Below are 13,385 nucleotides of genomic sequence, written 5' to 3' on the forward strand. Positions count from 1 at the left end.
AGTTCTCACTGCTGATTCCCGGCCATCTTCCTGATGTAATGCGAAGCATTTGCCACGGCCATCACAACCAGCCCCCCAACCAGCGTATAGAGCGGCCAGGCGATTGTGAGTCCGTCACCGGGAAGGAATTGCTGCAGTGCTCCCTCCACCATAAACAGGAGTGCAATCAGACCGCTGAAAAAGCCGATCATCGCATCTGTTTTATCGGGATGATCAAAGAGGCGCCCCAGCATGAAAATCCCCAGAAGTCCGCCATAGGTGTATGAAGCTATGCCAAGACCAAGCTCCACGATTGCCGGCTGATCATCTCCGGAAAGCTGCAGCCATGTAAAGAGAAATGCTGAACCGGTAAGCAGAAATCCCCAGCCGATCGTTACCATCCGGGAGATCCAGAGCTCTTTCGCATCATCCCATGCACTGCCGTATAGCGGCTTCAGAATGTCGTAGGTTGTTGATGAAGCGAGTGCATTAAGGGATGAACTGAGGCTGCTCATTGCGGCTGCAAAGAGTGAGGCGACAATCAATCCCGCCACACCCACCGGCATGTGATCCACAATGAACATCGCAAAAATTTCGTCAGTGGTGCGGAGGCCCAGTTCTGCAGCCGATGCACCGGAGTAGAAAACGTAAAGCATCAAACCGATAAACAGAAACAACCCGAACTGCAGGCAGGCTACAATACCGCTCCAGACCAGCGCTTTCTGACTCGATTTGATATTGCCGACCGCCAAGAGTCGTTGCACGATCAGCTGGTCGGTTCCGTGTGATGCGATCGAAAAGATCGCGCCGCCAATCAGCGCTACCCAGAAGACATAGGGATCAGCCAGAAATTCTGATACGCTGAGCCCCGTTCCCCAATTAAAGATCTGAAATTTTCCGGCTTCGTGGATAATTGCAAACGACTCCCCGATACCGATCGGCATTTTGCCCACCATCAAAAAGAGAGCAAAGAGTGCGCCACCGATGTAAACCACCATCTGCACCACATCCATCCATATCACTGCTTTGATCCCGCCAAAAAAGGTATAAATAAGCGTGATAACTGCAATTACAGAAATTGCAAGCAGGTAGACGGCGCCATCACCCCACTCCGCAAACAGCCCCGCAAAACGGAAGATTATTGCCAGTGGTATGGCCGTTGCAAACAGACGAACACCATCCGCAAGCAGACGTGTGATGATAAATGTTGAACTTGCAGCTTTGCGCATCCCGGTGCCGAACCGTTTTTCAAGAAACTGATACGCCGTGGTGAGCTCGCCCTGAACATAGGCCGGGAGGAACCAAATGGCTACAATAATTCGACCTATGATATACCCGAATGTGAGCTGCAAAAAGGTAAGGTTTCCGCCATAAGCCACCGCAGGAATACTGATAAACGTGAGGGTGCTGGTCTCTGTGGCAACCACGGAGAAGAGAATAGCCCACCAGGGCATGTCGCGTCCGCCAAGAAAATAGTCGGTCGTGGACTTTTGCGTACCGGCTGACCATATACCGAAAACGGCCACGGCCAACAGGTAGAGAACAATAATCAGACCATCCCAAATCGTAAATCCCATAACTCCCATTCGGTTTTTGAAACGTTAAAAGAAAACAATTTTGGGGATCGATTCAAAGCAATCAGGAATTGGAATCAACAGAGAGGGCACGCAAAGGCGCGACGGCGCAAAGCAGGTTGGAAATCGATACAAAAAATTCCCCCTCAAACATTGCGCCGTAGCGAGAAACCTCTTCTCAAAGCTATTTTAATAATTGTATAAACTTTTGAATAGCTTTCCCACGATGACTGATTCTGTTCTTCTCTTCACTGCTGATTTCAGCAAACGTCTGGTCGTAACCCTTAGGTACAAACACAGGGTCATATCCAAATCCCTTCTCTCCTTTTCTTTCGGTTATGATCTCCCCTCTGCAGATGCCTTCAAACAGGTTTTCATTTCCAACCGCATCGATGTAAGCGATGACGGTTCGGAATTGTGAAGACCGGTTGTGGCTTCCTTCGAGTTCCCGAAGCAGTTTATCTACATTTTGCTCGTAAGTGGCCTTCTCACCGGCGTATCGGGCTGATCGAACACCCGGGGCACCGTTCAGCGCTTTCACTTCAAGACCGGTGTCATCAGCCAGGGATGGAAGTCCCGTTTTAGTGAACCAAAACCGCGCTTTTTTCAGAGCATTTCCATCCAGATCGGGCTGATCTTCTTCTACTTCTTCCGCATCCGGGTAATCAAGCGTGGATTTTAGCTTAATTCCCATCGGACGCAGAATCTGCTGAAGCTCATCGATTTTATGGGGATTGCCGGAAGCGAGAAATATTACGTTGGGTTGCATCACTCAATCTCCGGAATTACACTCAGCCGTCTAAACTCTTTGTACCGGTTGTAGATTTCCTGTTCTTTCAGATCCTTCAGACGTTCCGGTCCAAACTTCTCTACACAAAAACTGGCCATTACGGAGCCCATGATTACGGCACGGCGCATGTTATGAGGAGTAAGGTCGTTGGTGTAAGCCAGCCAGCCAAGTAACCCACCCATGAAAGTGTCACCCGCGCCGGTAGGGTCAAAAATGTCAATCACTGGATAAGCCGGTGCCGAAAAGATTTCATCGCCCGTAAACAGAAGCGCGCCATGCTCTCCCTTTTTGATGATCAGTGAATCGGGACCCATCGCACGAACTTTTTCTGCTGCGGTAATCAGGTTTGGCTCATCGGCCAGTTCACGGGCTTCAGAGTCGTTGATCACCAACAGATCCACACCTTTCAGCGTCTGTTTCAGTGCATCCGGCGTGCCTTCAATCCAGAAATTCATCGTATCCATCACCACAAGACGCGGGTCGGTTACTTGCTCAAGTACTTTCTGCTGCAGACTCGGTTCGATATTCCCCAGGGCTACAAAATCTGCGTTCTTATAACCATCAGGTATAATCGGATCAAAGTGTTCAAATACATTCAGCTGGGTATCCAGTGTATCACGCATATTCAAATCGTGATGATACCTGCCTTTCCAGAAAAAAGTGTTCCCCCTCTCATCAAACTGTAATCCCTCCAGGTCTACGTTTTTGCTTTTCAGAAGCTCAATATCTTCATCTGCAAAATCTTTTCCCACAACACCAACCAGGTTGATATCTTCTGTGAAATAGGATGAAGCGAGTGAAATGTAGGTAGCCGACCCTCCGAGAATTTTATCTGTTTTTCCGAATGGTGTTTCGATTCCATCGTAGGCGACTGAACCAACAACTAAAAGTGACATATACTTTGATTTATGATAATGTTAATCTAAACGTTACATTTTCGGTGCGAAAAATAATGAATATCTGCCTGTTATGTGGATCGAATCCCTGTTTTAAACGGGTGTTGAAATTTAACGTTATTAATATCACCGATTGATGTATGAACAATGAGTTTATGAAACGTGCCATTCAAATTGCACAGAATGGAATGGATGAAAACCAAGGCGGCCCGTTTGGTTGTGTGGTCGTAAAAAATGGCGCTATAATTGCTGAAGGAAACAACCGCGTTACATCATCAAACGATCCCACAGCTCATGCGGAGGTGGTGGCAATACGGAAAGCGTGTGAAGCACTTGGTACATTTCAGCTCGAAGGCTGTGATATCTATACATCGTGCGAACCGTGCCCGATGTGCCTGGGCGCAATTTACTGGTCCCGTCCCGACCGGATTTTCTACGCAGCGACCCGCTATGACGCCGCAGATGCCGGGTTTGATGACTCCTATATTTATGAAGAACTCAAGGTGCCGGATCGTGAAAGAAAAATCCCAACAGAAAATATTAGCAGAGATCAGGCTGTAAAACTATTTGAAGCGTGGAAACGCAAAGAGGATAAAACCGATTATTAATACACCGTACTTTTTTTATGAATTTTTGATCAGCGTGACACTCAACGGATGAATATCCCCTTTTACAGATTTCTTGAAGAGAGGCTTCAACAGCCTCTGCCCGGCAAAGAAGCACAAATGAAAATGATGCCGGAACCGGTTGATCCCGACGAAAAAATTCCTATTGAATCGATCGACAGCAGCGGCCACCCGAGCGGCGTACTTGTACCGATTTACCCGGATCTGCAGGGAAATATGAATGTAATCCTCACACTCCGGACAGACTCCATTCGTCATGCGGGTCAGATCAGCTTTCCCGGCGGGCGGTCAGACAACGGCGAGTCGGCAACAGAAACCGCCCTCAGGGAGACCCGTGAAGAGATTGGAATAGAAAATAAATTGATATCGATAGCCGGTTCACTCTCTCCGTTTTACCTGTACAGAAGCCACAATCGAATTACGCCGGTGGTCGGATTTTTACGTGAGAAGCCTCAAATGAAAAAAAATCCCTACGAGGTGGAAGAGATTATCACCGTAAAACTGGACAGACTTATTTCAGAAGAGCGGATCAAAAAAGAGAGATGGGATCTTGAGCACAACAGCTTTTACGTGCCGTTTTGGGATATTCACAAGGTACCACTCTGGGGAGCTACAGCCATGATGATGAGTGAGCTTCTGGTCATTTACAGAGAGTTTTTGGAAGAGTAGAATCTTTCATCGGACGAATTCCCTTCATCCGATGAATGTTTGAGGGCAAAAGACTTTCCTCAAGCAGACTCGATTTTAAGGCACGGGACCCCACCCACTCATCCGATGACGGAGAGTCAGCGGATGAGTTTACAACTCTCTGGCCGAGCTTCGAAGATGCTTCTCAATGTCTTCTTTAGATATTTTCTTAGTCAAAAAATCAATGATCAAATCGGCCAGTTCCAGATCATAAGATTCTTCAATTTCATATCCGTTGATATAGAGAAAAGTAAGTGCTGAAGCAAGAGCCGCACGCTTATTACCATCTACAAATGGATGCCGTATCGCCAAACAAGAAATGTATGTGGCCGCCATCCCGAATAGATCACTCAAATATTCTCCGCCAAAACTTGCTTTTGGAGCATCTATACATGCATTTACCCCTTCTAAATCACGAATATTGGGTTCACCACCAGCAGCTTTAATCTCTTGTTCGTGAATAAACAGAACGTCATCCAAAGACAAAAACTTACAAAGACAAAAACTTAGGACCCGGCATTATTCGGCAAGTTTATCGAGGGATTTCCGGTGTTTTTTACTCACCTGACTGTATGCTGATTTCGTATCCACTTTCTTAATGAGCAACCCTTCCTCATGCGGGACAACCTCAACGCTACCATCATTTTCTACTTTCAGGAGTTTTAACAGTGCCTTTTCCAGAAGTATTCCTCGACTGTTTCCAATTTTTTGGAGTTTTTTTATCATTCTATTTGCTCGTTCGTTCTTACATTGTAATAACAAGTATAATACGAAAACAAACACCAAATAGTGTATGAATTTAATATGCCTCAACCAATCCTCTTCACAACACCTTTCGCCACTTCCATCCCGATTGCAATTCCCATTCCGCTGAGTCCGGCAGCAACCCAGACATTTGGCGAGACTTCTTTGATGATCGGCTCTTTGTTTCCGGTCATGCCCATGATTCCGCTCCACTCCTGGTTAATTTCCCAGCCGGCGGGAAGCTTTAAGGTATCGGATACGAACCGAACCAAATGATCTTTGATTGCCGGGTTCACTCCAAATTGATCGGTCTCTTCCTCTGCTTTTGCAATGTTTCGTGCGCCGCCGATCAGCAGCCTGTTTTCAACATTTCTGAAATAGATATACCCTTCATCAAAATGAAATGTACCGCACCATTTCAGATTTTCCATTGGTTTGGTGACAAAAACATATCCGCGCGCCGGCTGCACTTGTATGTCTGTCAGATTTCTAATAAAACCGTTCGTAGCCAGTACCGTCTTGGATGATTCAAATTCCATCCCATTCTCCAGAACTACCCGGTTGCCCCGAATGGATTTCACCGCACAGTTCCACATCGTCTCCACACCCAATGCAGAGAGTTTTTGATGCAGCCGCTTCATCAATCGCCCGCTGTTGATCGCTCCCTCCACCCGGTTCAATATTGCGGGATATCCTTCATATTCAGTTGCACTGTAAACCGGTTCAAGCCCCATCTGCTCCTGCAGCTTCCGGTTGATCTCCGGAATCCGGGCACAGCACGCATCAAATATCTTGTTATCCGTAAAGATCTCGTGTCCGCCGGTATGCTCATAATCAATCGCCTCCTCTCCCATCGTTTCTTTCAGCAAATTCAGCCCTTCCCACCGGCGTTTGATTCGTCCGAATACAACCTGTTCCCCGGCCGTTTTCATGTCGGCAAGATGTTCGGAAATCGATCCGATGCAGGCAAATCCGGCATTACGCGTACTGGCCCCTTCCGGCATCATCCCTTTATCGAGGATTTTTACGTTGTGATCGGGATATTTTTCCTTATAAAAAAGTGCTGTGGATGCTCCCACAATTCCACCGCCAACAATCAGCAGATCAGGCGGCTGCAGCCACTCTTTGGTTTCCCAATACGAATAGGTTTGAGGCGCGTTCATCCCGATAGTTTCTTCATAAATGTTTCTACCTCAGGATCGTTCTCTTCAGGTGCCCACACCGCAAACTTTTTATCGGTTTTGGCATCATACGGACCTTTTTTACACTCAAAAATAATCGTATCCGGTTCCAATACAAGGAACGAGTGCCAGGTACCCGGCTCGATATCGATCACATCCGGAATGAGGTTTGAACGAAGTATGTGGTCAGCATGTACCTCTCCGGACTCATCAAATGTGAAAAATCGGATCGAACCTTGCAGCAGAACAATCGATTCAGAAGCGTGCGGCATTGAGTGCAAGTGCGGACGAATATAGGTTCCCGGCTGCAGAAAATTAATCATCCGCTGCACTTCGGCATCCTGCTTTCGGTGGATTGGTAAGATCATACGCTTTCGGCTGCTCTTACGAGAGGCGGCGATACCACTTTCGATCTGGTCTTTAGAGATTTTAAAGATACCACCGGGTGGATTTTCAAAAGCGGTTTTAGTCATCGTATTGTAGTATTTCAGATCTTAGTATAAATCCCAGCATTTTTGTTCTGACTCATAATTCATCCACTATAATCATCGATTTGTACACTTAAAATCTCATTCGTTTATCAGAAATGCTGACATTTCCGATGGATGCTTATTGATTTAATCGTCAACCATATTTAGACATCAACAACAACTCATAACTCACAAATCATCACTAAACACTTATCACTCTCCCAAAACCAATCCCGCCATCAGAGCCGAACCGGTCAGCATACACTTCTCATCCACATTATATCGCGGATGATGCCAGCTCCACTGCGAGTCGGCTTCTTCACTTCCACTTCCTAAAAAGAAAAAAGCGCCGGGAAAATGCTGCTGATAAAACGCAAAATCTTCGCCGGCCATGATTGGTTTTTTTAGCTCAATAACGCCATCATCTCCCAGATACGTTCTTGCCGTTTTGATGATCCGATCCGTTAATTCCGCATTGTTTACCACCGCCGGGTACCCTTCATTAAATTCAAATTCATATCCGCCGCCGGATCCTTCGGCTACTCCTTTCAGTATCGCTTCCATCCGGTCCCGGATCAGGTAGGCATTTTCCTGGGAAAATGTTCTGACCGTCCCAATCAATTCTGCTTTTGCAGGAATTACATTATAGGTTGATCCTGCCCGCACGCGCCCAATCGTTACCACAGCAGGATCGGTTGGATCCACGGAACGGCTTATAATTGTCTGAAACTGGGTGATCACCTGCCCCAGCAACACAATCGGATCAACGGTCAGGTGCGGGGATGCGGCATGTCCGCCTGTTCCTTTGATCGTAATTTCAAACTCATCGGGACGCGCCATCAGCGGCCCCGGTTTGGTTGCGATGGTACCCGGTTTATGGGTGGGGTTAGTATGGAGGCCATAAATCGCCTGTACGCCATACTCCTGCAAAAACCCGGATTCACTCAAAAGACGCCCGCCCCCGGGAAGTGACTCTTCCGCCGGTTGGAAAATGAGCAGGATTTTTCCTTCAATTTCATCCTGCATCTCGGTCAGAATATGTGCTGCACCGAGCAGGTTGGCTGTATGTGCATCGTGGCCGCAGCAGTGAGCCGCGCCGGGCCGTTCAGAAATAAATTGTATTTTGGCCTCTCCCTCTTCTTCCATTTCAAGCGCATCGATATCGGCGCGAAGTGCGATTACCCGATCGGATGTTTTCCCGCCCTCAATCACACCCACACAACCGGTCTCCAGCGGACGATGCGTTTCAATTCCCAGCTTCTTCAGTTCATGAATAATATAGTCGGTTGTTTCGAACTCTTTAAAACTGATCTCCGGATTTTTATGCAGATATCGCCGGGTCTGCACCATATAATCGAAGTGATATTTTGCTTTTTCTTCTATCGTCTTTCTAAGATCGGCCATTCGTTGAAACGGGTTTACGGTTTGAGGTGTTGATGATGTGTGATATGATTCTACACCTGTTCTATCCAATAATTTATTTAACCAAATATAAGACTTTATGAATCCCTTTGAACTCCATATTCCAACACAGTTATTTTTCGGTAAAGAGAAAGCGGACGCATTTTTTGAACACCTGCCCGCTTATGGCAGTAAAGCCCTTGTGGTTATCGGGGGCGGCAGTATAAAGAAAATGGGATATCTGAACCAGGTAGAAGAGCATCTTGAAAAAAACGGGATCGAGCCGGTTCTGTTTGAAGGAATCGAAGCCAATCCGCATTCAAAAACGATTAATAAAGCAGCGGAGATGGGTAAAAAAGAGAGCGTCGATTTTGTACTTGCTCTCGGCGGTGGTTCGGTGATGGATGCATCAAAAGCGATCGCCGGATTGATTCATGATGATTTGGATGATATATGGCCCTACACGGTTGGCGGACCAAAATATCGCGAGATGAAGGGAGCCTTGCCGGTGGTTTGTATTCCCACGACTGCGGCAACCGCATCTGAGGTAACCGCCCACGCGGTCATTTCCAACCCGGAAGTAAAGGGAAAATCGCCGGTCAGTTACCCGTTTATGAAACCCTCAGCTTCCTGGCTGAACCCTGCCTTTCATACCTCGCTGCCTAAAACAACAACCCGGGATGGCGCTTCGGACATCCTCAGTCACGTGTTTGAAAATTATCTCCTTGGCGGCAATGAATCCGATCTCGCCGACCGCTACAGCGAGGGTGTGATGGAGACCGTGCTCGACACGCTTCCCAAACTGGAACTCGATCCTGAAAAAGAACATCTGAGGGGACAGTTGCTCTGGGCCTCAACGATGGCGCTGAATGGAATGCAGATTGCGGGCCGAAAAGCAGCTCCCTTCACGCTGCACAATCTTGAGCACGCACTCAGCGGACAAAATCCCGACCTGGCACACGGACGCGGTCTTGCGATTCTGTATCCGGCTTATTTCAGGTGGTTACACAAGAATGACCGCGCAATTGACCGAATGGCGCTTCTTTCAAAACGGCTTTTCGGCATATCCGGTGAAGATCAAACGGAAAATGCACTCTCCTTTATCACACATTTTGAAGGTTGGCTGAAGCAAAACCATCTGTACGAGCGGCTGTCTGATCAGGATATATTCCCAGAGGAGTTTGGTGATGTGGCAGACTATGCCATCAAAATCTATGGGGGCGGAAAAGATCAGCTCTCCGCAGCCGGACCACTGACCCGGGATAACATCATCGAGATTTTCGAGATGACCGAACAGCAAAAACCTGAACCGGAAATGGCTTAATTCATCAACTTGGATCTCATAACTTTTTGATCGATATGTAGTTTATTTTGGAGTGTTCCAAGGCGTGTCCAATAAGGGCGTCATCCCGCGCTTGATGCGGGATCTCCAATCCCTAACATGGGCAGGAGATACCGGATCGGAGTCCGGCATGACGAAATTGAGGATGAATGTTCTTTTTTCCCGCCCTTTTTGGACACCTCGAGATTTTTTTTGCAAATATACAACCCACGGATCAGCGAATTAAACCACTTATGATTAAAACAACAGAACTGCCGATCAGCTATACCGCTTTTTCCGGGAATCCCTCATCTGCATTGTATCGCCCGGTTCAAGTTTTCTGATGAACTTGACCGCTTTATAGAACCGCTCATTACTTAGCAATCCATCGATCGAATTCAGGTTTAGTTTTGGATCCCGCAGCGGTGCTGCGCTTAACCGGCTTAAAGATGACTGGCTGTTAATGTGATAAAAGTCTGGATTTACTGCAACTCTTAAACCATTCTTTAAAATGCAAAAAGCGGCCAAGTCTGCATTGAGACGCTGGATATTTCACCTAACTTATTGATGAACAAAACTATTGGTGATATGTATAGTTAATCCCATGGTGAGGATGGTATAGTCACTTCATAACTGGCAGTGAAACGAAGTTTTATTAAACCATAGGTATTGACGCAATCACATGTGTATAAAAAGTAAAGGACCCTGCTAAATTCATTCACAATGAAAAGAGGAGATACATATTCCAGACGAGTTTCATTTGCAGTTTGTGCTATTTCAGCCTGCGTCCTAACCCTTTATGCCTGCAGCAATCCTGTGGATAGCACGATGGAAGAGGCAACCTTGTGCGGCCCGGGAGTGATTGTTCCCGGTGTTTGTATTGACGGGATAAAACTCGGTGATTCACGGGAAAGAGTGGAGAAATTGTTAGGTGAGCCAGAAGGAATTGGGTGGGAAGATGGGCTCTATCGTGGATGGCGCTCGTATCGTTATAAACCTCCCGGATCCGAGGGGGGTGGTTTAACGATACGTTTCTTTATTGAAGAAGATGGTTCCTGGGGGCCTGTTGATATGTTAAAACTTGAGGAACCATACGATGGTGGTAAGACTCCAGAAAATATCGGCATAGGTTCCACCCTCAAAGAAGTAAGAAAGGCCTATGGAGAACCCGACTATGTATCCGAACATCATCTAAATAACAGTATACAAAGCAGTTATTACTATTGTATAAACTCAAGGCGTTTTGCTATAGGGGGATTAAACGGTGTTGCAGAACGTATAAGTTTCTGGTATTTCATACCTCTGGAGCAAGACACATCATACTCATGTAAAACGGAAGGTTGATTAATAACCCTTCGTGAATTCCTCGTGTTTTCGTGCCCTCGTGGCTGCAAAGCAGATATTTTTTCAGGCTTAAACGTTGTTCCTGAGCTCCCGACTTAATATTCTAAAGGACTCAATCCACAAAAATTCCTGTAGAATGTTTTATCTTGGATGTTTCTTCAACGACAAATAAAATTTCAGGTTTTGGGTAATCAAATCAAAAAAACCGGCGACGGCTCCGATACCCTCGTTTCAGATACCTTCAATCAACCCTACCACAGCTTAAGCGGCGCAGTTTCTGAAAGCCGGATCGTTTATTTCGAATCCACCGGGTTAGATGAGCTTTTACTATCATCGAAGCAGGTTGACATAAACCTCATGGAGATCGGGTTTGGAACCGGTATGAACCTGGTCCTGCTGCTCGATTATCTCGGGAAAACACAATCTCAAAAAAATATCACATTCTGTTCCGTTGAGGCGTACCCGGTCGGACCTGAACTGGTTTTGGAAATCGATTTTGGCAAATCACTCAGTCATCTGAATTACCGCGAGATCCTGAAAAATATTTTTTCAAACCTGAAGCCGGGATGGAATACCTTTGACGTTCATTCAAATATCTCCCTCAATTTATTCCACGGTACATTTACAGAACTTTCTAATCCGGATGATTCTGTATTCGATTACATCATGCACGATCCCTTCTCCCCCGATTCCAATCCCGCCGGATGGACAGCCGATCTATTTGCAAAACTCTCATCCTGGAGCTCGGATGATGCGATGTTATCCACCTATTCTGCCGCAACATCGGCCCGGGCAGCAATGGCAGCCGCCGGATGGAAAATTGCCCGTGCACCAGGAGCTCTTGGCAAACGGGAGATGACGGTAGCCTCCATCAACCCGGAAAAACTGTCGCACCTGAAACGAGTCAATGAAAAAAGGCTGATTGAGAGGTTTAAGGATGGTGAGTTTGGGTGATGTACTATTTACACCTTCAATCTTTTAGCTAAAAAATCCGGTTTAAAGTAAACTGCATACATTTTCTCCCATCAAAATCATCTTCTTTATCGCTAACTGACTGATAAACACACAATATCCTCTCATAAATTAACCCAAGCTTCACGGCACCATTTGGCGAGGAAATTTGTATACTCAACCACACTCTTGATCACCTATAAACATATTCTGCATGCAGGAATTTGACGCTCTGGCCCAGGCGCTTCAGCCACATTACTCACATTTTAATGTAACCAACCGCCTGCTTTTTACCGGTCACTCTCACCAGGCGTGGCCTGATGTGGCATTTGCCGGAATCCAGGAATATATGCGCGTGGTGACCGATCGTGTGGATACCAAGTGGGATATCGGGTTCGAGAAAACAGAAATCCTCCGAAATTACCTGCGAGATTATTATGATGATCCCAACGGCCTCTACTGTCGCGAGCAAAATACGCACGTACTCCTGGTCTCCTGGCTCTCTTCGCTCGATCTGAAAAACAAGCCTAAAATCATCACCTCTTCCGGTGAATTTCACTCCATGAAAAGGCAGCTCAACCGGCTGAGTGAAGAAGGGTTAAATGTCGTAAACGTTTCTCACAATGATGATCAGCAATTTCTGGATGGAATAAAAAATGAGATCGACAATTCAACCAGCGCGGTTATGATTTCGCGGGTCTATTTTGAAACCGCTGAAATCAACACCAAACTATCGGAGATTGCACAGGTTTGCAGGCAGTCGGGTGTGCCGCTGATGATCGACGACTACCACGGCACCAACGTTGTTCCACTCTCCATTCGCGATGAGAAGATGGAGGATTGTTTTGTACTGATCGGCGGATACAAATATCTGCAGTGGGGCGAAGCAAACTGTTTCCTGCGTTTTCCCAAAGATTGTGAATTTCGCCCGGCCGTTACCGGATGGTTTGCCGCGTTTGAAACCCTGGATAAACCTCAGTCCGGCGGGCCCGTGGAGTTTGATGATGGCGATCAACGATTTGCCACCGCTACATACGATCCCATTTCCCAGTTCCGTGCCGCTGAAGTCGTCAACTTTTTCAAAACCCAGGGATTAACACCCGATCGCTTGCGACAACAATATCAATCACAGGTAGAATATCTGACCGCCCTGTTTGATGAGGAGAATTTTGATGGCTCCGGAATAAAACGATCACACAGCCGGCCGCCCGAAGAGACCGCCGGTTTTTTATCGCTGACATCACCTCACGCCCGCGTTCTGCGCTCAAATCTGCTTGCAAAAGGGATCTTTACCGATGCCCGGGATCAGATTTTACGCATTGGGCCGGCCCCATATACCACCTCAAATCAGTGCGAGAGTGTCATTAAAGCCCTGTTTGATGAAATCCGAAATCTTTGAAATTATTTCTGTAAGTATTTCG

Annotated in this window: 14 protein-coding genes; 6 read left to right on the plus strand and 8 right to left on the minus strand. The window is 46.7% G+C overall.

What is annotated here, in order from left to right; all coding sequences use genetic code 11:
* Window positions 1-5: 5 nt before the first annotated feature.
* From DYD21_RS12620 to DYD21_RS12630, 3 genes are all read right to left on the minus strand, one after another.
* The gene (locus DYD21_RS12620) at window positions 6-1,556 is read right to left on the minus strand and encodes a sodium:solute symporter (protein WP_116037348.1); all 1,551 of its coding nucleotides are present in this window, start codon (window positions 1,554-1,556) and stop codon (window positions 6-8) included.
* A gap of 181 nt (window positions 1,557-1,737) precedes the next feature.
* Window positions 1,738-2,322: an RdgB/HAM1 family non-canonical purine NTP pyrophosphatase gene (gene rdgB, locus DYD21_RS12625; protein ID WP_116037351.1), complete on the minus strand. Its 585-nt coding sequence runs from the start codon at window positions 2,320-2,322 to the stop codon at window positions 1,738-1,740.
* Complete coding sequence (locus DYD21_RS12630; protein WP_116037354.1) at window positions 2,322-3,239, minus strand: PfkB family carbohydrate kinase; 918 nt, start codon at window positions 3,237-3,239, stop codon at window positions 2,322-2,324. Before DYD21_RS12630 ends, rdgB begins: the two co-directional genes overlap by 1 nt.
* Before the next feature lie 155 nt (window positions 3,240-3,394).
* Here DYD21_RS12630 and DYD21_RS12635 point away from each other — a divergent pair, with 155 nt between their 5' ends.
* Window positions 3,395-3,847: a nucleoside deaminase gene (locus DYD21_RS12635; protein WP_280842369.1), complete on the plus strand. Its 453-nt coding sequence runs from the start codon at window positions 3,395-3,397 to the stop codon at window positions 3,845-3,847.
* A 48-nt stretch (window positions 3,848-3,895) separates the two neighbouring features.
* Window positions 3,896-4,534, plus strand: a complete 639-nt coding sequence (locus tag DYD21_RS12640) for a CoA pyrophosphatase (RefSeq protein WP_116037356.1) — start codon at window positions 3,896-3,898, stop codon at window positions 4,532-4,534.
* 129 nt (window positions 4,535-4,663) lie between these two features.
* Here DYD21_RS12640 and DYD21_RS12645 read toward each other — a convergent pair whose 3' ends face one another.
* The 5 genes from DYD21_RS12645 to DYD21_RS12665 form a co-directional block, all read right to left on the minus strand.
* Complete coding sequence (locus DYD21_RS12645; protein ID WP_158551644.1) at window positions 4,664-5,032, minus strand: type II toxin-antitoxin system death-on-curing family toxin; 369 nt, start codon at window positions 5,030-5,032, stop codon at window positions 4,664-4,666.
* Window positions 5,033-5,071: 39 nt separating this feature from the next.
* Window positions 5,072-5,278, minus strand: a complete 207-nt coding sequence (locus DYD21_RS12650; protein ID WP_116037358.1) for a MazE family transcriptional regulator — start codon at window positions 5,276-5,278, stop codon at window positions 5,072-5,074.
* A gap of 83 nt (window positions 5,279-5,361) precedes the next feature.
* The gene (locus tag DYD21_RS12655; protein WP_116037359.1) at window positions 5,362-6,459 is read right to left on the minus strand and encodes an FAD-binding oxidoreductase; all 1,098 of its coding nucleotides are present in this window, start codon (window positions 6,457-6,459) and stop codon (window positions 5,362-5,364) included.
* Window positions 6,456-6,950, minus strand: coding sequence for a WbuC family cupin fold metalloprotein (locus tag DYD21_RS12660; RefSeq protein WP_116037360.1), 495 nt, complete (start codon window positions 6,948-6,950; stop codon window positions 6,456-6,458). Before DYD21_RS12660 ends, DYD21_RS12655 begins: the two co-directional genes overlap by 4 nt.
* Before the next feature lie 210 nt (window positions 6,951-7,160).
* Complete coding sequence (locus DYD21_RS12665) at window positions 7,161-8,351, minus strand: M20 family metallopeptidase (protein ID WP_116037361.1); 1,191 nt, start codon at window positions 8,349-8,351, stop codon at window positions 7,161-7,163.
* A 97-nt stretch (window positions 8,352-8,448) separates the two neighbouring features.
* On the opposite strand from DYD21_RS12665, the gene DYD21_RS12670 reads away from it, so the two are divergent.
* From DYD21_RS12670 to DYD21_RS12685, 4 genes are all read left to right on the plus strand, one after another.
* On the plus strand, window positions 8,449-9,672 hold the full coding sequence (locus DYD21_RS12670; RefSeq protein ID WP_116037362.1) for an iron-containing alcohol dehydrogenase: 1,224 nt from the start codon (window positions 8,449-8,451) through the stop codon (window positions 9,670-9,672).
* Window positions 9,673-10,392: 720 nt separating this feature from the next.
* On the plus strand, window positions 10,393-11,013 hold the full coding sequence (locus DYD21_RS12675) for a hypothetical protein (RefSeq protein ID WP_147303580.1): 621 nt from the start codon (window positions 10,393-10,395) through the stop codon (window positions 11,011-11,013).
* A 183-nt stretch (window positions 11,014-11,196) separates the two neighbouring features.
* Entirely contained in the window at window positions 11,197-11,967 is a 771-nt protein-coding gene (gene mnmD / locus DYD21_RS12680; protein WP_158551647.1) for a tRNA (5-methylaminomethyl-2-thiouridine)(34)-methyltransferase MnmD, read from the plus strand.
* 211 nt (window positions 11,968-12,178) lie between these two features.
* Window positions 12,179-13,363, plus strand: a complete 1,185-nt coding sequence (locus tag DYD21_RS12685; RefSeq protein WP_116037365.1) for a hypothetical protein — start codon at window positions 12,179-12,181, stop codon at window positions 13,361-13,363.
* Window positions 13,364-13,385 lie beyond the last annotated feature (22 nt).

It is taken from the genome of Rhodohalobacter sp. SW132 (assembly GCF_003390325.1).
GTDB lineage: Bacteria > Bacteroidota > Rhodothermia > Balneolales > Balneolaceae > SW132.